The sequence below is a fragment of the Sandarakinorhabdus sp. DWP1-3-1 genome (assembly GCF_049896705.1).
Taxonomy (GTDB): Bacteria; Pseudomonadota; Alphaproteobacteria; order Sphingomonadales; family Sphingomonadaceae; genus Sandarakinorhabdus.
Map to the genome: position 1 here is coordinate 651,311 of NZ_JAFCUV010000001.1, position 20,662 is coordinate 671,972.

Annotated in this window: 11 protein-coding genes, 1 tRNA gene and 2 pseudogenes; 12 read left to right on the forward strand and 2 right to left on the reverse strand. The window is 66.1% G+C overall.

From position 1 onward, the window contains the following. Window positions 1–33: 33 nt before the first annotated feature. Window positions 34–1,095, forward strand: coding sequence for an alpha/beta hydrolase family protein (locus ACP7AI_RS03045; RefSeq protein ID WP_426163937.1), 1,062 nt, complete (start codon window positions 34–36; stop codon window positions 1,093–1,095). Window positions 1,096–1,150: 55 nt separating this feature from the next. Then, entirely contained in the window at window positions 1,151–1,996 is an 846-nt protein-coding gene (locus ACP7AI_RS03050; RefSeq protein ID WP_426163939.1) for a MurR/RpiR family transcriptional regulator, read from the forward strand. A gap of 293 nt (window positions 1,997–2,289) precedes the next feature. Here ACP7AI_RS03050 and ACP7AI_RS03055 read toward each other — a convergent pair whose 3' ends face one another. Next, window positions 2,290–3,024, reverse strand: a complete 735-nt coding sequence (locus ACP7AI_RS03055) for an RluA family pseudouridine synthase (RefSeq protein WP_426163941.1) — start codon at window positions 3,022–3,024, stop codon at window positions 2,290–2,292. A 120-nt stretch (window positions 3,025–3,144) separates the two neighbouring features. Here ACP7AI_RS03055 and ACP7AI_RS03060 point away from each other — a divergent pair. The 7 genes and pseudogenes from ACP7AI_RS03060 to ACP7AI_RS03090 form a co-directional block, all read left to right on the forward strand. Further along, a pseudogene (locus ACP7AI_RS03060) lies at window positions 3,145–3,555 on the forward strand (flagellin); the annotation flags it as partial. Between the two features lie 1,533 nt (window positions 3,556–5,088). Beyond that, a pseudogene (locus ACP7AI_RS03065) lies at window positions 5,089–5,343 on the forward strand (flagellin); the annotation flags it as partial. Window positions 5,344–5,459: 116 nt separating this feature from the next. Next, window positions 5,460–5,547: transfer RNA gene (locus tag ACP7AI_RS03070), tRNA-Ser, on the forward strand. A 49-nt stretch (window positions 5,548–5,596) separates the two neighbouring features. Beyond that, window positions 5,597–6,607 (forward strand): Gfo/Idh/MocA family protein, encoded by a 1,011-nt coding sequence (locus ACP7AI_RS03075; protein ID WP_426163943.1) that lies wholly within the window; start codon window positions 5,597–5,599, stop codon window positions 6,605–6,607. A 165-nt stretch (window positions 6,608–6,772) separates the two neighbouring features. Next, the gene (locus ACP7AI_RS03080; RefSeq protein ID WP_426163945.1) at window positions 6,773–9,661 is read left to right on the forward strand and encodes a TonB-dependent receptor domain-containing protein; all 2,889 of its coding nucleotides are present in this window, start codon (window positions 6,773–6,775) and stop codon (window positions 9,659–9,661) included. 104 nt (window positions 9,662–9,765) lie between these two features. Next, entirely contained in the window at window positions 9,766–11,139 is a 1,374-nt protein-coding gene (locus ACP7AI_RS03085) for a glucoamylase family protein (protein WP_426163948.1), read from the forward strand. Continuing rightward, on the forward strand, window positions 11,136–13,379 hold the full coding sequence (locus ACP7AI_RS03090) for a glycoside hydrolase family 3 N-terminal domain-containing protein (protein ID WP_426163950.1): 2,244 nt from the start codon (window positions 11,136–11,138) through the stop codon (window positions 13,377–13,379). Before ACP7AI_RS03085 ends, ACP7AI_RS03090 begins: the two co-directional genes overlap by 4 nt. 4 nt (window positions 13,380–13,383) lie before the next feature. Here the strand turns inward: ACP7AI_RS03090 and ACP7AI_RS03095 are convergent, their stop codons facing one another. Continuing rightward, the gene (locus tag ACP7AI_RS03095; RefSeq protein WP_426163952.1) at window positions 13,384–16,632 is read right to left on the reverse strand and encodes an amidohydrolase family protein; all 3,249 of its coding nucleotides are present in this window, start codon (window positions 16,630–16,632) and stop codon (window positions 13,384–13,386) included. Between the two features lie 195 nt (window positions 16,633–16,827). On the opposite strand from ACP7AI_RS03095, the gene paoA reads away from it, so the two are divergent. Genes paoA through ACP7AI_RS03110 form a run of 3 tightly spaced genes read left to right on the forward strand, consistent with a single transcriptional unit; the run spans window position 16,828 to window position 20,657 of the window. Beyond that, window positions 16,828–17,442 carry an aldehyde dehydrogenase iron-sulfur subunit PaoA gene (paoA, locus tag ACP7AI_RS03100; RefSeq protein WP_426163954.1) on the forward strand — a complete coding sequence of 205 codons (615 nt, stop codon included), beginning with the start codon at window positions 16,828–16,830 and terminating at the stop codon, window positions 17,440–17,442. Beyond that, window positions 17,439–18,386 carry an FAD binding domain-containing protein gene (locus ACP7AI_RS03105; RefSeq protein ID WP_426163956.1) on the forward strand — a complete coding sequence of 316 codons (948 nt, stop codon included), beginning with the start codon at window positions 17,439–17,441 and terminating at the stop codon, window positions 18,384–18,386. The genes paoA and ACP7AI_RS03105 overlap by 4 nt, the downstream gene beginning before the upstream one ends. A 12-nt stretch (window positions 18,387–18,398) precedes the next feature. Continuing rightward, on the forward strand, window positions 18,399–20,657 hold the full coding sequence (locus ACP7AI_RS03110) for a molybdopterin cofactor-binding domain-containing protein (protein WP_426163958.1): 2,259 nt from the start codon (window positions 18,399–18,401) through the stop codon (window positions 20,655–20,657). The last annotated feature ends 5 nt before the right edge of the window (window positions 20,658–20,662 follow it).

Here is a 20,662-nt window from a genome sequence, read left to right on the forward strand (position 1 = left end):
ATCGATATGAAGTAATTGGTCATTGGCGGCTTGATGCTGGCCAGTGGCTCGTCGACGCCGGCTGTCGCCGCGCCCGGTATCCAGGCTCTCGCTGCCGCCTATGGCGGGCGGCCGACCGTCCGCCGGATGCAGATGTCGCCGAGCGGGGACAAGGTGCTGTACCTCACACCCGTCGGCACCCAGGGCCTGGCCGTCGTGGCGGCAGACATCGCCAATGGCACCACGACCATCCTGCTGTCGTCGGAAAAGGCGACGATCGTTCCTGTCAGCTGCGGGTGGAAAAGCGAGCAGCGGGTGATCTGCCGGGTCTATTTCATTCGGGATACCGGTTCCGAACGGTTGGGCTTCATGCGCGCCATGTCGATCGCGGCCGATGGCACGTCACGGGTCATGCTGGGACAGCGCGCCGATGCCGAGGCCCTGCAGATCGACCAGACGGGTGCCAGCGTGATCGACTGGCTGCCCGATGACCCGACGATTGTGCTGATGCAGGTCAACATGGCCGAAAAAAGCGGCGGCGGACTGGTCTTTGCCGACCCTGAGGTCGACGTTGACGGCGTGCTCCGCATCGGCAAGTTCCTGCGGCCGGTTGCGGCAACCTTCACGCGCGACGGCGGCCAGTATCATTTCTTCGATCCGGTGCTCGAGCGTCGGTCAAAGGCCTTGTCGGCCGCCTTGCCTGGCAAGCCACCGGTCGATATCCTCGACGAGAGTTGGGATGGCACGCGCAACCTGCTGTTTGGCGGCGGCGTCGCCGATCCCGGCCAATATCATCGCTATGACGTGACCGTCCGGTTCGGCAATGCCGTGATCATCAACAATTATGTCGGCGTTGGACCGCATGTCATCGCCGGCTCCCCGGCGCAGAATGCCGCGCGGATCAGCGCACCGGTGCTGATGTTCCATGGCGACAAGGATCTCAACGTCGATATCGAGCAGAGCCGGACGATGGCGGCGGCGCTCGCCCGGGCGGGCAAGCAGCACGAACTGGTGGTCTATCCCGGCCTTGCCCACGATCTCGACGACAGTGCGGCACGGACCGGCATGCTGGCCCGCAGCGCGCAATGGCTGGCGGCGGCAATGCCGGCCGGATAAATCGTCGAAGGCCGCTTGGCGGGCTGCCGCGGCGCGTGCATGTTAGTGCGCTATCATGTCTAACAAGGTCGCCCTGCTGCTGCGCGCGCGTTATGACGGGTTCACCGTTTCAGAGCGGATGATCGCCGGCTGGCTGCTCGACAACATGGCGTCGATCCCGTTCGAGACGGCGGCGAGCATCGGGCAGCGCGTCGGCGTGTCGGCGATGACCGTGGGCCGGTTCCTGAAATCGCTTGGCTATGCTCGTCTGTCGGCGTTGAAGGACGATCTGCGTGGTGATCTGGGCGACGCGCCGTGGATGTTGCCGACGGCGGCGGGGGGTGGCCATGACACCCGCCTGCGGTCGGAAAGCGCCGCGATTGCCGATGTCTATCGCCTCGCCGAGACGCCGGAATGGGCGGCGGTGGTGGCACTGCTGGTCCGCGCCCGGCAGGTGCAGGTTGCGGGTTTCCAGACCGAACGCGGGCTGGCGGCGGGCTTTGCCCATCACCTGGGCTATGTGCGGCCGGGGGTGCGCAGCCTCGATGCCGGCGCAGGCCTTTATGCCGAGATGCTGGAAGCCGGCAGCGACGATGTCCTGGTGTTGGTCGACCTCAGGCGATATTCGCGGCATTTCCGGCTGCTTGCCGAAGGCGCGGTGGCGCAAGGGGTGCCACTGGTGGTCGTCACCGATCCCTATTGTCCCTGGGCGCGCGACCTGACCCCGCATATTCTCGCTGCCGAGGTGGCGCTGGGCCACTTCTGGGACATGAATACGGCGCTCGCCTGCCTGCTCAACCTGCTGGTCGACGATGTGGTGAGGGCCATCGGCGCCGAAAAGGTCCACGCCCGGCTCGCCGACCTGTCGGACCGGTATGACGATTTCGTCGGTTTCCAGCAGCGCGCGGCAAGGACGCGCTGACCGGCAGCGCCGGAATGTCAGTAGGGCGCCGCTGCCGTGCCCCCCGACACGTCAGCGACGCCCTCGCATGGGCCCGGCAATCAGCCCCCCGGCCTGATCGCCGCGCCATCTGCTTGCCAGGATGGGTCTTTATCAGGAAGCGCCCTGTAGATCCCGACACCGGCTGCATTGTCCCGCTTTGCCTGTCCCCCGACCGGCACCGGTCCAACGTCGCTCGCCAGAGCGCAAGACAAGTTGGCATGGAAAAACAGCTGACTATATACGCGGTTACCCCGATATTGCCCGTAGCGATATCATGACGGGCCCTTTGACGGACTGCCCTCGACAAGCTGTGCCAGCGCAGCGGTCTGGCCGTTTGCGGGCGAGAACAGCGCCTGCGCCGGCCAGTCCCTGGGCAGGGGTGCCGTAACGGCGAGCGGCGCCGCTTCGTCGTAAGGCAGGGTGATGGTCCGCGCATGCAGGCGCATGGGTCCCGCCCCGGCGCCGTAGACCGGATCGCCGAGGATCGGATGGCCGAGCGAGGCGGCATGGACGCGTAATTGGTGGGTGCGGCCGGTTTCGGGCCGGAACTCGACCAGCCGGGCAGCGCGGTCGATGACCTGCCAGTGCGTCACCGCGCGCTTGCCGCGCCGATCGATGATCATCCGCCATCCGGCCTCGGCACTCGAAATCTTGTGCAGTGGCGCATCGACGGTGCCGTTGTCGTCCTCGGGCAGGCTTTCGAGGACGGCCCAATAGACCTTGCTGACCTGTCCCGCCTCGAACAGCTGGGACACGCGCTTCACCGCCTTGGGGTGGCGCGCGACGATCAGGCAGCCCGAAGTGTCGCGGTCGAGCCGGTGCGAGATGACCGGCAGGCGCTGGTTGCCGAACGCCAGGTCGGGCAGGAAATCTTCGAGGCTGTCGGGCGTCTGCGGGCCAGGATGGACGGCGAGCCCGGCGGGTTTGTCGATGATGACAAGGTGGGTGTCGCGATGCAGCAGGGCAAAGGGCAGCCCGGCGAGGTGCAGGGGGAAAGTGTCGGTCATCGCCCCTCATAAGGCCAAAAACCGCGCAAGCGTAAAACAATCCGCAGCCCCGCCGATATCGGGTTCACGGCGCCCCGTGACCCCACGGAGGCCGGGGAACCGAAACCGGGAGTTTTGAACATGACGGTGATCAATACCAATCTGTCCGCACTGACGGCCCAGAACGGCCAGCGCACCTCGCAGCTGGGCCTGTCGATGGCGATGGAGCGGCTGTCGACCGGCCAGCGTATCAATTCGGCCAAGGACGACGCTGCCGGCCTCGCCATCTCGCAGCGCATGACTGCCGATGTCCGCGGCCTCGCAGTCGCCATCCGCAACGCCAACGACGGCATCAGCCTGGCGCAGACGGCGGAAAGCGCGATGGGCGAAGTGACCAACATGCTGCAGCGGATGCGCGAGCTGGCGGTGCAGGCGTCCAACGGCACCGTGACCGGCGACGACCGCAAGGCGCTGCAGGCCGAGGTCAAGCAGCTGACCAGCGAGATCGACAATGTCGGTGCGCGCACCAATTTCAACGGGATCAAGCTACTCGACGGCTCCGCCAAGTCGCTGCAGCTGCAGACCGGCAGCCGCGCCGGCGAGACAGTGAAGCTCGACATCGGTTCGGCGCGTGCCACCGATCTCGGCACCGGCGCCACCGCGGCGCTGTCGGCGACGGGGGCATTCGAGGCGACCGCCACCAACCTGTCGCTCAACCAGTCGCTGGTCGCGTCGGACCTCACCATCAACGGCGTCACCATCGGCGCATCGTCCGCCGATGACGACAATGTCTCGTCGTCGGAAAAGGCGGCGTCGGCAGTTGCAAAGGTCGCCGCCATCAACCGCGCCAGCGCCCAGACCGGTGTTTCGGCGGTCGTCGGCAAGACGGTGATGACCGGCAGCGCCCAGACCGCGGCGGTGGCGACGGGATCGATCACCATCAACGGCCAGGCGACGGCGGCGATCACCACGACGACGAGCAATGCGACCAATCGCACCCTCGTTGCCGATGCCATCAACGCCATTTCGGGCCAGACCGGCGTGCGCGCCATCGACACGGGCGATGACCTGGCCGGCATCCGCCTGGAGGCCGCCGACGGCCGCAACATCGTCGTGTCGCTGACGACGGTCACCGCCGCTGCCACCGGCGTCAAGGCCGGCGCCCAATCGGGTACCTACAACCTTGTCTCCAACAACGGTGGTCCGGTCGAGGTCGGATCGACGAGCTCGGGGCGTATCTCGCGCTCGGGGCTGCAGGTCGGCAGTTATGAACGCGGCGTTTCGGCAACGACGAGCGACAGCCGCGCCGTGGCGACGACGGCCGCCACGGCGCTGACGCTGAATTCGGGCGATCTGCAGATCAACGGCATCGCAATCCGCGCCAGCACCGCCGATGACGACACGACGTCCGACACGACGGTGGCATCGAGCAAGAAGGAAGGCTCGGCCATTGCGATCGCCGCCGCGATCAACGCATCGAGCGCCGAGACCGGGGTGACGGCCAAGGCCGATGCGCTGACCATCGACGGCACTGTCACGACGGTCGTCGCGCTGGCCAACGAAGGTACCAAACAGCTCAGCATCAACGGCGTCACCATCGACATCAACCTGCTCAGCACCGATTCAGCCCAGGCGACGCGCGACAATGTGGCGAAGGAGATCAACAAATACACCGGCCTGACCGGCGTCGTCGCTGCGGACAACGGCAAGGGCGGGCTGGAGCTGACCGCTGCCGACGGCCGCAACGTCTCTGTGGCATTCGAAACCTCGACAGGCGTCACGGCGGCCAGCTTCGGCCTCGGCACCGCCAGCATCCGTGGCACCGGCACCGCCTACACTGTGCAGACCGCGGTCGATGTCGATGCGCCGACGGCTGCGGAAAACGTCCAGACTGCCTATGCCACGGTGTCGCTGTCATCGTCGAAGAGCATCGACGTCGAGGCCGGTTCACTTGGCTTCGGGACAACGTCGAACTTCACCGCGCTGGGCTTCGAGGCCGGCAAATATGGCGCCGACGAAGGCGGGCTGAAGGTCGCCGACATCGACCTGACGACGCAGGAAGGCGCCAGCGCGGCGCTGAGCGCCATCGACGAGGCACTGAACACCGTCAGCCTCGATCGCGCCAATCTGGGTGCCGTCCAGAACCGGCTGGAGGCGACGGTCAACAACCTGTCGTCGAACTCGACCAACCTCGTGTCGTCGCGGTCACGCATCGTCGATGCCGATTTCTCGGCCGAAACGACCAACCTGGCCAAGAGCCAGGTGCTGAGCCAGGCCGCGCAGGCGATGCTGGCCCAGGCCAACCAGTCGCAGCAGCAGGTCCTGCAGCTGCTCCGCTGAGTTCGCAGGAGGGCCGGGAAGGGGCGGTTGCCAGATGGCAGCCGCCCTTTTTCGTGGGCTTGAGCGACGATGATTGCTTTCGCGCCGAGGCCCGGCTATCGCCGCCGTTCCCGGATGGATCGGTGGCCGAGCGGTCGAAGGCGCACGCCTGGAAAGTGTGTAGGGGTCTAAAGCTCCTCCAGGGTTCGAATCCCTGCCGATCCGCCGGGGTCCAGTCGCCGTGGCGACGCCGGATTGTCGCAAGGACCTGCCGATGACCGAAATAGCGCCACTTCGCATCGGCATTCTGGGGGCGGCCAACATCGCCCGACATTTCACGACAGGCGTCGCGGACCTGCCCACTGTGGAGGTGGTCGCCGTGGCCAGTCGCGAACTGGCAACCGCTGAGGCCTTTGCCGCCAGGCACGGCATCCCGCGCGCATTGGCTGGCTATGAGGCGCTGCTTGCCGACCCCGCGGTCGAGGCGATCTACAATCCGCTGCCCAACAGCCTGCACGCCGAATGGTCCATCCGCGCTCTCGAGGCCGGCAAGCATGTTCTGTGCGAGAAGCCCATCGCCGTTACCGCCGATGATGCGCGTGCGATGTTTGCTGCGGCAGATCGCGCCGGACGGCTGCTGGTCGAGGCGTTTCCATACCGTTCGCAGCCGCAGACGCTCGAAGCGGCGCGGCTGGTCGGCGAGGGCGCCATCGGTCGGCCGCGCCTGATCCAGGCGGCTTTCGGCTTCCCGATGGCCAATCCGGCCAACATCCGCCTCGATCCTGCGCTCGGCGGCGGTGCCTTGCTCGATGCCGGCAGCTATCCGGTCAGCCTGATCAGCCTGTTCGCCGGCGCGCTGCCGGAGCGAGTGACCGCACTGGCGCAATGGAGCCCGCGCGGCGTCGACATGACGCTGGTCGCAAACATGATGTTCGCCGACGGGCTGATGGCGCAGGCGGCGTGCAGTTTCGGCACCGGTATCTATCGCCGGGCGCTGATAGTGGGCGAGGAAGGCACGTTATCGACCGATTTCCTCAACCATCTGACGGCGACCGATCCCGGCGTGCTCGACATCAGCCGGGGCGGCTGGGAGCCGCGCCGCGAGGCGATCGCCTTCCCCGCCACCAACGGTTTTCGCGCCGAAGCCGAAGCCTTTGCCGCAGCGGTGCGCAGCGGCCCGGAGGCGTGGAACGGCATCGGTCCAGCGGAATCGATCGAGGTCATGCAACTGCTCGATGCGATCATCGCCAGCGCGCGTGCCGACGGTCTTTCAATCACGCTATAGATGCGGTCACCGCTGGCGAAAAAGTCACAGTCGTCGGCATTCTGATGCTGCGCCGCGACCGGCGAGAGCAGTTGCGGAACCGAATCTCATTTCACGCATCCCCTGTCTGAAGGTGGCCGGTCGAAGCTGCCCGAACAGTAGTGATGTTGCGTGAAGGGGAGTGTCATGATTTTGCGGTCGGGCGTCGGGCGATTGGGTCTGGGCGCGTTGCTTCTGGCAACCGCTGCCCCTGTGGCGGCACAATTGACGACGGCGATCGTGCGCGGCAGCGTCAGCAGCGCGGCCACGCCGAGCCCCGGTGCGGTGGTCACGGCGCGCAATGTCGACAGCGGTTTCACCTCCCGCGCGACCGCCGGTGCCGATGGCAGCTACGCTCTGCCCGGCTTGCGACCCGGCACCTACGACATCAGCTTTGCGGCCGGCGGCAAGACCGTGACCCGGCAGGTTACCGTCGGTGTCGGCCAGTCGGCCACCCTCGATGTCGACGTGGCGCCGGTTGCCGGCGAGGAACTCATCACCGTCAACAGCGGAAGGCTGGTCGAGACGCGCACTTCGGAAATCGGCACCAACGTCACCACCCGCCAGATCGAGACGCTGCCGCAGTCGAGCCGCAACTTCCTCAATTTCGCCGATTTGGCGCCAGGCGTGCGGGCCAGCAAGAACGAGTTCCGCCGCACCTTTACGGGCGGCGGCATCGGCGAAGACCCCAATGGCGAGAGCCTCGCCAGCCCGCAAGTCAACGTCTTCGTCGACGGCGTCAGCCTGAAATCGAACATCCAACAGGGCGGTCTCGTCGGAGGCGATTCGAGCCGCGGCAATCCGTTCCCGCAGGGCGCGGTGCAGGAGTTCCGGGTGCTCAGCGCCAACTACAAGGCCGAGTATGAGGACGCCGGCGTGTCGGTGATCACCGCCGTCACCAAATCCGGCGGCAATGAGTTCCATGGCGAAGTGTTCGGCTTCTACCAGGACAAGAACCTGCGCGCGAAAGACTATTTCGAAAAGCTGGAGGACCGTCCCAAGGGCGAGTTCAAGCGCAAGCAATATGGCGGCTCGCTGGGTGGCCCGATCATCGCCGACAAGCTCAATTTCTTCGTTTCCTATGAAGCGAATGACGAGGACCGGTTGATCAACGTCCGGCTCGGCCAGCGCACGCCGGAAAACCTGGCACGCTTTGGCCAGTATGAGGGCACGTTCGCCAGCCCGTTCCGATCGGACCTGGGTTTCGCCAAGCTGACCTTCCAGCCCGGCGACCGCGACAAAATCGAGCTATCGGGTAGCCTGCGCATCGAATCCGAGACATCCGGTTTTGGCGGGGCCACGGCCCAAGAGGCCGCGTCGGTCAACAAGAACAATGTCTACACCGGCAATCTGCGCTGGCAGCACACCGGCGACGATTGGCAAAACGAAGCCTCGGTCGACTACCTCTACTACAAATTCGAACCGACGGCGCTCAATCCCGATCTGGTCGGCCAGGATTTCCAGGGAGTCGTCCGCTTCGGCGGCCGCGACACCACGCAGCGCGTCATCCAGAAGGGGCTGACGTTCCGCAACAATGTCACCCTGTCGAACATCGAGGCGCTGGGCGGCAACCATGTCATCAAGTTCGGCGGCAAGGTCTCGTTCCAGAAGTACGAGGTCAACAACAACCTCAACGGCAACCCGTTGTTCCGCTATCGCGTCGACGCGACCCAGGGCCTCGACTTCTCGTTCCCGTTCGAGGCGGTATACGGCCTCGGCGATCCCACGGTGCGCGCCGATGACACCCAGGTCGGGCTGTTCGTGCAGGATGACTGGGAGGCGAGCGACCGGCTGACCTTCAACCTCGGCCTGCGCTGGGATTGGGAGTCGAACGCCAAGAACAACAGCTATGTGACCCCAGCCGATGCGGTGGCGGCCTTGCGCAGCCTGGAGACGACCCTGGGTTCACAAGGCAGCGGCTTTCGCGCCGACGACTACATCTCGACGGGCAACAACCGCAAGCCGTTCACCACCGCCTTCCAGCCGCGCATCGGTGTGTCGTACGACCTGTTCGACGACCAGCGCACGGTGTTCTTTGCCGGCTTCGGCCGCTATTATGACCGCACACTGTTCCGCAATGCCGCGGAAGAAAGCCTGTTCCGGCAGTTCACGCTGCGCACCTTTGCATTTTCGCGCGACGGTGCGGATCGCAACGGCCAGCCGACGATCGCCTGGAACGACAGCTACCTCAGCCGCGAGGGCCTGGATGCGCTGATCGCCACCAATGTCGCACCTAACGGCGAACTGCGTCTCATCCGCAACGATACCCGGCCGCCGCGCACCGACCAGTACAGCGTCGGCGTTCGCCAGAAGTTCGGCCGCGTGCAGACCTCGCTCAGCTACACCCATATCGAGGGTCGCAACCAGGTCGGCTATTTCCCGATCAACCGATCGCCGACGCGCAATGCCGCGGGTTTCCTCGACTTCGTTCCCGTCCCGGGCTTCGGCAATGTCGTGGCGCTGACGCAGGACCGGGCCAGCCGCTATGACGGCATCTTCCTGACCATCGACAAGCCCTATACCGCGGCGTCGCCCTGGGCGATCAACGTCGCCTATACGCTCGCCTGGTCGAAGGAGCGTGGCTACAGCTTCAACTTCGATTTCCCCGATGTCGCCAACCAGCCATTCCGGCCGAACGCCGGCAACGAGCGCCATCGTGTCGTGATTTCGGGACTGGCCGACCTGCCCTGGGGTCTCCAGGTCTCCACGTTGATGAGCTTTGCGTCGGGACAGCCGTTTTTCGTCACCGACGCGAGCAACGGCTTTGGCAGCGGGCTGGTGCTCGGCAACTATGGCAAGCCACGCGCGTTCAGGCAGGTCGACCTGCGCCTTGCCAAGAACATTTATTTGAGCGGCGATCGCGGCCCTCGACTGCAGCTGATCGCCGAGGTGTTCAACGTGTTCAATCGTGCTAATTTCGGCGGTTATGACGGCTTCATTCCGCAGTCGCCCGAGGTCAACGAGAACTTCGGCCTGCCCAATTCGCTCAACAGCCCGCCGCGCTCTTTCCAGGTCGGAGGCCGGTTTACCTTCTGATGGAGCGGCGGTGCGGCTCTTCCATCTCCCTGGCGCGTCGTAGTCTTCTCGCCGGCATTGCCGGCGGCGTAGCCGGATGCACGCGGTTCAGTGACCGTCTGAAGGTGGCGCTGGGGCCAATCCCGGGCGAGGAGGGACTGCCGCCGGTGCCGCACGGTGCAACGGTCGAAAGCTTTCTCGACAGTGTGCAATTGCGTACCTTCAACTATTTCTGGGGCACCACCGAGGTAAAGCGCGGGCTGGCTCCGGATCGCTTCCCGACGACGACCTTTGCCAGCATCGCGGCGATGGGTTTCGCGCTCACGGCCTTTGTCATCGGGGTCGAGCGCGGCAACGTCACCCGCAAGGCGGCCGCCGAGCGCACGCTGGCGATGCTGCGCTGGCTGATCAGTGCGAACCAGGGGCCCGAGGCTGAAGGAACAGTCGGTTACAAGGGGTTCTTCTACCATTTTCTCGATAATACGACCGGGCTCCGTTTCGAAAAGACCGAGTTGTCGACGGTCGACACGGCGCTGTTGATGGCCGGCGTGCTGCTGGCGCAAAGCTATTACGACGGCCCCGGCGAAGGCGAGATCCGCACCCTTTCGGAGCGGCTGTACCGCCGGGTCGACTGGCGCTGGGCAATGACCCGGGCGCCGGTGGTATCGATGGGCTGGACGCCGGAAGCCGGGTTCATCGAATATGACTGGCTGGCCTATAACGAGGCGATGCTGGTCTATATTCTGGGCCTGGGTTCGCCCGATCCGCAGCGCGCGCTTGACCGACAGAGCTGGGACGCCTGGAGCCAGCGGCTGGCAACCTATTGGACGGATTCCGGTCCGCTTTCCATGCTGCGCTTCCCGCCACTATTCGGGCACCAGTACAGCCATGTCTGGATCGATTTTCGCGGCATCCAAGACGACTTCATGCGGTCGAAGAACATCGATTATTTCGAGAACAGTCGCCGCGCCACGATCGCCCAGCGCAACTATGCCATGGCCAACCCCTACGGGTGGCGCGGTTATGGCCGCTACGAATGGGGGCTGACGGCCTGTGATGGGCCTGGCGCCTTCCGCATCGACGTGCTCGGCGAAACCCGCGTGTTCCGGTCTTACTCGGCGCGGGGCGTCGGCGATTTCGACGACGGTACCATTGCGCCAACTGCGGCGGGCGGCTCGATCGCCTTCGCCCCCGAGATCTGCATCCCGGCGCTGATGGCGATGCGTGAGCGTCACGGCGACCTGCTGTATGGTGCCTATGGCTTCTACGACGCTTATAATCCGACGTTCGATTTCGAACGGCGGCTGAGCCACGGCAAGGTCGTGCCGGGGCGAGGCTGGTACGATACGGACTGGATCGGCATCGATCAGGGCCCGATCCTGGCAATGATCGAGAATTACCGCACCGGGCTGATCTGGCGGATCATGGCGCGCAACCCGCATATTCGACTTGGTTTGGAACGTGCAGGCTTCACCGGCGGCTGGCTGGCGCCGGCATGAGCAGACTTTCGCGTCGTGCTGTGCTGGCCGGTGGAGCGGCACTGGCGGCTCGTCCGGCGTTCGGTGTGGCGCTGCCGCCGGTTACGACGAGTTCGCGGATCGAGGCCCTGCTGGGGCGAATGACCGTGACTGAAAAGGCCGGGCAGTTGACGCTGATGGCCTCGGCGATCGGCGGTCGCGCAGCAACGGCGCTCAATCCTCCGGGCACCGGACCGAGCGCGGAAGCGCAGCTGTCGGCGGCTCGGGAGGGGCAACTGACGGGTATCTTCAATGGTGAGGGCAGCGCCTGGCACCGCCGCCTGCAGCAGGCGGCGGTGCAGAGCCGGCTCGGCATTCCGCTGATCTTCGCGGCCGATGTCATCCACGGTTTCCGCACGATCTTTCCGGTGCCGCTGGGCGAGGCGGCGAGCTTCGATCCCGACCTTGCCCGGCGCACCGCGCGCGCTGCCGCGGTCGAGGCGAGCGCCGCCGGCATCGACTGGACCTTTGCCCCCATGGTCGACATCGCCCGCGATGCGCGCTGGGGCCGGGCGGTCGAGGGGTCGGGCGAGGACGTGCTGCTCGGGCGGCTGTTTGCGGCGACACGGGTCGCCGGCTTCCAGGGGCGTGACCTTGCCGCTCCCGACGCTCTCGCCGCTTGCGCCAAGCATTTCGCCGCCTATGGCGCCGCGGAGGCGGGGCTCGACTACAACAGTGTCGACGTGTCGGAGCGGACGCTGCGCCAGGTCTATTTTCCGCCGTTCGAGGCGGCGTTCGGTGCCGGCGCGCCAACGGTAATGGCGGCGTTCAACGAACTGTCGGGCATTCCGGCGACGGCCAACCACTGGCTGCTCACCGACGTGTTGCGCGGCGAGTGGAATTTCAGGGGGTTGGTCGTATCCGATTACACGGCAGATGAAGAACTGATTGCCCATGGTTATGCCCGCGACGGCCGGGATGCGGCTCGGCTGGCGTTCCTCGCCGGCGTCGACATGTGCATGCAGAGTGGCCTCTATCGCGATCATTTGCCGGCGCTGGTCGAGGCGGGCGCCGTGCCGATGGCGCGGCTCGACAAGGCGGTGCGGCGGGTCCTGGTATTGAAAGCCGCGGTCGGCCTGCTCGACGATCCGTTTCGGCGCCTGGCGCCGGGGCGGGAGAAGCGCTTCGTCGGCCTGCCGGCGCACCGGGCGCTGGCGCGGGAGGCGGCGCAGCGCTCGATCGTGCTGCTGAAAAACGAGGGCGGCCTGTTGCCGTTGCGGCCGGGTCAGCGGATCGCGCTGATCGGGCCGTTCGCCGCCGGGCCGCACGACCTTATCGGGCCCTGGAATGTCTATGGCGATGATCGCGAGGCTATCGATCTTGCCACCGGCCTCGGTGCGGGCGTGACCGTGGCGCCGGGTTCGGGCGTCGAAACAGTGCTGCCGGGCGGCATACCGGCGGCCGTGGCGGCGGCGCGGGCCGCGGACGTCGCCGTCCTCGCCATCGGCGAATCGCAGGTCATGTCGGGCGAAGCGCAGTCGCGCACCGAAATCACCGTTCCGGCACCGCAACTCGAGCTTGTGCGCGCCGTCGCCGCGACCGGCAAGCCGATGGTGATCGTCCTCAGCACCGGGCGTGCGCTGGCACTCGATGATACGGTGCTGGCGGCGCGTGCCATCGTCGTCGGCTGGTTCCTCGGATCGGAGTCGGGGAACGCGATGGCCGATGTGCTGCGCGGCCGCGTCGCGCCGTCGGGGCGGCTGCCGGTCAGCTTCCCGATCGAAAGCGGGCAGGTGCCGTATCATTATGACCACAAGCCGACAGGGCGTCCCGCCTCGAATGGCGCGCCGGTGGCGTACAAGGCGCGCTATCGCACGGTGCCCAACGCCGCGCGCTTCGCCTTTGGCCATGGGCTGACCTATGGCGACATAACGTATGGGCCGATCATTCTCGATCCCGTGCTGGCATGGGACGGCAAGATCGAGGTGTCGGCGGTGATCACCAACCGCGGCCATCGCGCCGCCACCGAGGTTGCGCAGCTTTACGTCCGCCCCCACAGTGCGTCGGTCACCCAGCCGGTGCGGCGGCTTATCGCCTTTCAGCGGCTCGATGTGCCCGCCGGTGGCACCGCGACGGCGGCGTTCACCATCCGGCGGCAGGATCTGGCCTTTGTCGGTGTCGACAAGCGGGCGGTGACCGAGCCCGGCGCCTATGACATCTGGGTCGCGCCATCGGCCGAGGCCGGGGCACCGGCGACGCTGTTGCTCGGCGCCCCGGCCTGAGGGATCAGTCGCCGCTGCGGCCAGCCGCAATTGCCTGGGCCGACACCGCGCCGCTGCCCTGGCTTTCCCACCAATAGGCCTGGCGATTGCGAGTGCCGGTGTTAATTTCGTTCAGCGTCGCCGCGTCGTACATGCGGCCGCCGAGCATCACCGCGGCGACCTTGTCGCTGTTGCGGATATCGACGGTCGGGTCGGCGTCGAGCACGACGAGGTCGGCGAGCTTGCCGACCTCCAGCGAACCGATGTCACGCGCATAGCCGAGCGACGTCGCCGGCATGATGGTGCCGGCCCTGAGCGCCTCGATCGGCGACCAGCCGCCGCGGACAAAGGACCAGAGCTCCCAGTGCGGGCCCAGACCGGCCTGCTGGCCATGCGCGCCGATCGAGACCTGGATGCCGCGGTCGGCGAGCTTTTTCGCCTCGTGGGCGCTGTCGTCATCGACATAATCCTCGTCCGGCGCCAGTTCGCGGCGGGCGTTCTGCGCCGCGAGCAGCGACGGCGGCGCGTGGCGTGACAGCAGCGGGTGTTTCCAGACATCGCTGTGCGACCGCCAATAAGGGTCACCCGCCGGGCCGCCGAATGTGACGACCAGTGTCGGCGTGTAGTTGGTCTTGGTCTGCGACCAGAAGCTGACGAGGTCGTCGTAGAAGGTCTTCACCGGGATATTGTGCTCGACGGTGGCATTGCCGTCGGCGATCAGCGTGACGCCCTGGGTGTAGAGCGAACCTCCCTCCGGCACGACCTCCATGCCTTCCTGCTGCGCGGCGGCGACGACCATCTGGCGCTGGTCGCGGCGGGGCTGGTTGTAGTTCTTGACGCTGTGCGCGCCCTGCGCCTTCAGCCGGCGGACATGGGCGAGGGCATCGTCGAGACTGTCGATCCGGGCATAGACGTCGGCCGCCTTGGCGCCATAGATGATCTCGCCCGTCGAAAAGATGCGCGGCGCCAGGATCTTGCCGGCGCGCTGCAGTTCCGACGCGACGAAGATCTCGGCGGCGCGTGACGACGGGTCGTGGATCGTCGTCGTCCCCATCGCCAGATTGGCCATCGCCGACCAGTTCTGCTGCGGCACCAGGTCGTCGTCGCCCTGTGGCCCATGGGCATGGGCGTCGACAAGCCCTGGAATGATGGTCTTGCCGGCGACGTCGATTGCCTTGGCGCCGGCCGGGATCGCCACGTCGCCGCGCTTGCCGACGGCCAGGATGCGATCGCCGCGGATCACGATGACGCCATCGTCGATGATGCCGCCATCCTTTGCCGCCATGGTGACGACGCGGGCACCGGTGAGCGCGATGGTGGCAACGGGCTTGTCGGCGGCGACGGCCATCCCGAGCGCGATGCCAGCCGTCACCGGCGCGAGCTTCGGCGCGTTCTCGCCGCCTGGGGCGCTGCCGAACAATAGCGCGGTGTCGACGCCATAGAGCGTCGGTCCGTTGCTCCAGTGCAGGCGAGCACCGTTGTTCGACCAGTTGATGAAGTCGCCGCCGGTCGCGCTGACGCGGGTGACGGGCAGGGGGCCGGCCTTTTCGTCGGCAGCGACGTCGAGCTTGCCCGGCAGCAGCGGCATGACGAAGACTTCGTAGTTCTGGCGAAACGCAACCGTGCGGCCGTCGGGCGACACCTGGTAATCGGTGATCAGTTCGCCGCCGGCATGGCTGCGCCGCGCTTCGCCATTGAGGTCGATGCTGACCAGCTGGCGCTTGCCCTTGTCAGTGACCATGACGAACAGCCGGTCGCTATCGGCGCCGAATTGCGGCTGGCTGCCGTCGCGGGTGACCAGCGTTGCCGGGCCGCCGCCCGCAGCAATGCGATAGACGCCGGGGTTTTCGGACCAGCGTGCCGAAGTAAGGTAGCCACCGCGATTGCTTTCGAAGGCGATGGTCTTGCCGTCGGGTGAAAAGCGCGGCCGGGCGTAATGGCCGGGTTGGCTGGTCAAGGTGCGGGCCGCACCGTCGCCGGCGGCGACGCTGCGGATCTGGCCAAGCCCGGCATCGGTCCAGCCGACAAAGGCGATGGTCTTGCCGTCACGCGACCATGTCGGGAACAGCTCGAATTCGGCTTCGTTGCCCTTGACCAGCCGCCGGGCTACGCCGCCGGTAGCGGGCTTGATCCACAGCTTGCCGAGTGTTTCGAAGACGATCTGGCGGCCATCGGGGGATACGCTGGCCCAGCGCGGCATCTTCGTTGTGATGCGATCGGGCGCGACCTCGACGATCGGGTGCAGCGCGTCGATGACGGTGCGGTTGTCGTCGATCCGGAACGGGATGTCGCGGGCACTGCTGCCGTCGACGCCGACGCGGCGAATCTTGCCGCCGGCCCAGAACACGATGCCGGTGCTGTCGGGCATCCAGGCCATGTTCGGGTAGACGCCGTTGACCGCCCAGGTTTCCTGCACGTCCTGGTCGAGGGCGTCGTAGATCTTGCGCTCCTCGCCCGAGGCCAGGTCCTTCACATAGAGTTTCGAGCGCGCCCGCTCGCGGCGGACAAAGGCGATATAACGGCCGTCGGGGGACGGGGTCGGCCGCACCGCCCCGCCGGCACCGGAGACAGCCTTGATGGTCTCGCCGGCCGCGAAGACGTAGCGCTCGATGTCGAACAGGTCGGTGTTGCTGTCCTGGGCATATTCGAAGATCGGCCCGGGTGTGACGTTGTGGGTATAGTACAGGCTCTTGCCGTCGGGAGCGTAGATCGGTTCGCCGAGCTCCTTCTGCAGTTGCTCGCTGGCGCGCTTGACCAGCGGCACGCCGCTACCGCCCGAGACATGGTAGAGCCAGACCTCGCCCGTGCCGAGCGAGCGGCCGGTGGTGAAATGCTTCTTGGCGATGATGAACTGGCCATCGGGGCTCCAGCTCGGCTGGTTGAGCAGGCGGAACTCCTCCCTCGTCAGCTGGCGCTTGTCGCTGCCGTCGATGTTCATCAGCCAGATATTGTCGCCGCCACCGCGATCGGACGTGAAGGCAATGCGCTTGCCGTCGGGTGAGAAGCGCGGCTGGTGCTCATAGGCAAGGCCCTCGGCGATGCGGGTCGGCGTGCCGCCGGCGATCGGCATGGTGTAGATGTCGCCGAGCAGATCGAAGGCGATGGTCCGACCGTCGCGCGACACGTCGATGTTCATCCAGGTGCCGTTGTCGACGCTGATGCGGACCTGCCGTGTCGTCATGCCGGGGGGTGCGTTCACGTCCCATTTTGGCGGCTTTGCCGGCGTCGTCTGGGCCGCGGCGGCGGTCGCCATCAGGATCAGAGCCAAAGCCATACCGCCGCGCACCATCATGCCGTCATCACCCCTGTCGAGAAGCCGCCGGGATAGAACCGGATGACCGGCGGGTCACGTCGTATTTCGACTGGCAGCGCCATCGGTGGCGGCGGCGTCGCAGGCATTGAGCCGATCGGCCCTTCGGGCGTTGGACCCTCCGAGCCGCTGCCAGCGGATGTCGCCAAAGGATCGATGATGCCGCTGACACGACGCGATGCAATGATATTGAGCGGGGTCGCCGTGGCGGCAGGCGCCGGCGGAGCCGAGGGCAGTACCGCACCAGCTGCGAGCCGTTCGCTGCCACAGGCCGATATCAAGTTGACGGTCAACGGCCAATCGCGACGTCTGCAGCTCGATCCACGCGTGACGCTGCTCGATGCGCTGCGCGAGCATCTGCATCTGACCGGCAGCAAGAAGGGTTGCGACCATGGCCAGTGCGGCGCCTGCACGGTAGCCGTCAACGGCCGGCGCATCAATTCCTGCCTGTCGCTGGCGGTGATGCACGACGGCGATGAGATCGGCACCATCGAGGGGCTGGGTCGCCCCGGCCACCTGCACCCGATGCAGGCCGCTTTCGTTGCCCATGACGGGTTTCAGTGCGGATATTGCACGCCCGGCCAGATCTGTTCGGCGGTGGCGATGCTCGAGGAGATCAAGGCCGGCATTCCCAGCCATGTCACCGAAGACCTGGCCGACGTCCGCTATTCGGCCGAGGAAGTCCGTGAACGCATGAGCGGCAATATCTGCCGCTGCGCCGCCTATCCCAACATCATCGCTGCCATCGATGATGTGCACGGCGGCCGGTCGTGAAGGCGTTCACCTATCAGCGCGCCGCCAGCCCGGCTGAAGCAGCGCGGGCCGCTGCCCAGCAGCCGGGGAGCCGTTTCATCGCCGGCGGCACCAATCTGCTCGATCTGATGAAGCTGCAGATCGAAACGCCGGGCCATCTGATCGACGTCAATAACCTGGGGCTTGATCGCATCGAGCCGACGTCGGACGGTGGGGTGCGCATCGGCGCCCTGGTCCGCAACACTGATCTTGCCGCCGACAAGCGTGTGCGCCGCGATTATGCCGTGCTCAGTCGGGCGCTGCTGTCGGGCGCCTCGGCACAGTTGCGCAACAAGGCGACGACCGGCGGCAATCTGCTGCAGCGGACGCGCTGCCAGTACTTTTACGAAACCAGCAAGCCTTGCAACAAGCGCGTGCCGGGCAGCGGCTGTGCAGCATTGGGCGGGTTCAATCGCAATCTGGCGGTGCTCGGCACCAGCGACAAATGCATTGCGACGCACCCGTCCGACATGGCCGTGGCGATGCGGGTGCTCGATGCGGTGGTGGAGACAGTCTCTCCGGATGGTGCGACACGCTCCATCCCGATCGCCGATTTCCACCGTTTGCCCGGGGACACGCCGCACATCGAAACACAGCTTCGCGCCGGCGAGCTGATCACCGGCGTGACACTGCCGGCGCCGGTCAGTGGTCTGCATGTCTACCGCAAGGTCCGGGATCGCGCCTCCTATGCGTTTGCCGTGGTGTCGGTGGCGGCCATCGTCGCACCTGGTCGAGCTCGGCTTGCCTATGGCGGTCTGGCGCACAAGCCGTGGCGGGTCGAAGCCGCCGAGGCGCGTGTCGGGCAGGGCGCGGCGGCGGTGGCGCAAATGGCCTTTGCCGGTGCCCGGACAACCCCGGAAAACGCATTCAAGCTGCCGCTTGCGCAACGGTTGACCGCCGCGGTGTTCGCCGATGGCAAGGTCTGAGGGAGAACGGCGATGAAGTTCGACAGTGCAGCCGGCCAGAATGTCATCGACCAGGGGCGAATCGTCGGCAGATCCCAGCCGCGCGTAGATGGCCCGCTAAAGGTGTCCGGGCTGGCGCCCTATGCCCATGAATATCATTCGGCGGCGCCGAACGCGGCCTATGGCGTCATCGTCGGTGCCGGGATCGGGAAGGGTCGCATTACCGCGATCGATGTTGGCGAAGCGGAGCGCGCGCCGGGCGTGCTGCTGGTGATGACCCATCGCAACGCGCCCAAGCAGTTCGGGATCGGCTATGCACCGCCAGGTGGTGCGGGTCCGCAGCAGGACGAAAAGGACGGTGGCGGCGAGAAGCCGGGACGGCACAACAAGCCGCAGTTGCAGGGTGCAGACATCCGCCACTTCGACCAGGCAGTGGCATTCGTCGTGGCCGACACCTTTGAACAGGCACGCGACGCCGCAAAACTGGTGCGCATCAGCTATGCCGTCGAGAACGGCCGCTTCGACCTTGCCGCCGAAAAGGACAAGGGCGAAATGCCCGAGGATACGCCCGACAGCAACATCGGCAGCTTCGACCGCGCCTTTGCCGCAGCCCCTGCGCGTATCGACGTCACCTACACCACGCCAGACCAGGCGCATTCGATGATGGAGCCCCATGCCAGTATCGCGCGCTGGGACGGCGATCAGCTGACATTGTGGACTTCGCACCAGATCATCCATTGGGCGGTGGACGGTGTCGCCGGCACACTGGGCATTCCCAGGGACAAGGTTCGTGTCGTGTCGGCCTATATCGGTGGCGGCTTCGGATCCAAGCTCATGATCTATGGCGATCCGATCCTGGCCGCCTTGGCCGCACGGCAATTGGGCCGTCCGGTCAAGGTCGCGTTGACCAGGCCGCAAATCTACAATCATACGAGCCACCGGCCGGCTACGATCCAGCGGCTGCGGCTGGGCGCCGACCGCAATGGCAAGTTGCTCGCCATCGGCCACGATGTCTGGTGCGGAAACTTGCCCGAAGGTGAGGCGGAGAATGCCGCCGACCAGACCAAGCTGCTCTATGCCGGCGCCAATCGCCTGCTGCGGACACGCAAGACCGAACTCGACCTGCCGCTCGGGGCGTCGATGCGGGCACCGGGCGAGGCAGTCGGGCTGCTTGCTCTCGAATGCGCGATGGACGAGCTGGCTGAGAAGCTGGGGCTGGATCCGATCGAGTTTCGTATCCTGAACGACACCCAGTTCGACCCCGAAAAGGGCCCTGAGCGGCCGTTTTCGACGCGTCACCTGGTCGAGTGCTTGCGGACCGGTGCCGACAAGTTCGGCTGGTCAAGGCGCAATCCGAAACCCGGCATGGTCCGCGACGGCCGCTGGCTGATCGGTATCGGCGTCGCGTCAGCGATCCGGAACAACCTGACCATGGCGTCGGGCGCCCGCGTGCACCTGTCGGGTGATGGCATACTGACCGTGCAGACCCAGATGACCGATATCGGCACCGGGAGCTACACGATCCTTGCCCAGATCGGTGCCGAGATGCTGGGGCTGCCGATGGACAAGGTGCGCGTCGAGCTCGGCGACAGCAGCTTTCCGCAGGCGGCCGGATCGGGCGGATCATGGGGTGCCAACAGCGCCAGTGCCGGGCTTTACTATGCCTGCGAGAACCTGCGCAACGCCATCGCCCAGCGGGCCGGATTCAACTCGACCGACAGCCAGTTTGCCGACGGCAAGGTCAGCGCCGGCGGTCGCAGTCGCAACCTTGCCGATATCGTCGGCAAGGACGGAATGAGCGCCGAGGGCAAGGTGGAATTCGGCGATCTGACCAAGCGTTTCGCCCAGGCGGCGTTCGGCGCGCATTTTGCCGAGGTTGCCGTCGACAGTGTCACCGCGGAAGTCAGGGTGCGTCGGATGCTCAGCGTCTGCGCCGCCGGACGCATCATCAATCCGCAGACGGCGCGAAGCCAGTGCCTTGGCGGCATGACGATGGGGATCGGCGCCGCCCTGATGGAGGAGCAGGTGGTCGACAAGCGCTTCGGCTATTTCGTCAACCACGACCTCGCCGAATATCATGTGCCGGTGCATGCCGATATCCCCGACATGGAGGTGATCTTCCTCGACGAGCTCGACGACAAGTCGTCGCCGATCAAGGCCAAGGGCGTCGGCGAACTCGGCATCTGCGGGGTCGGCGCGGCGGTTGCCAACGCGGTCCACAATGCCACAGGTGCGCGTATCCGCGATTATCCGCTGACGCTCGACAAGATCATGGCGAAAATGACGGTGTGAGCGGC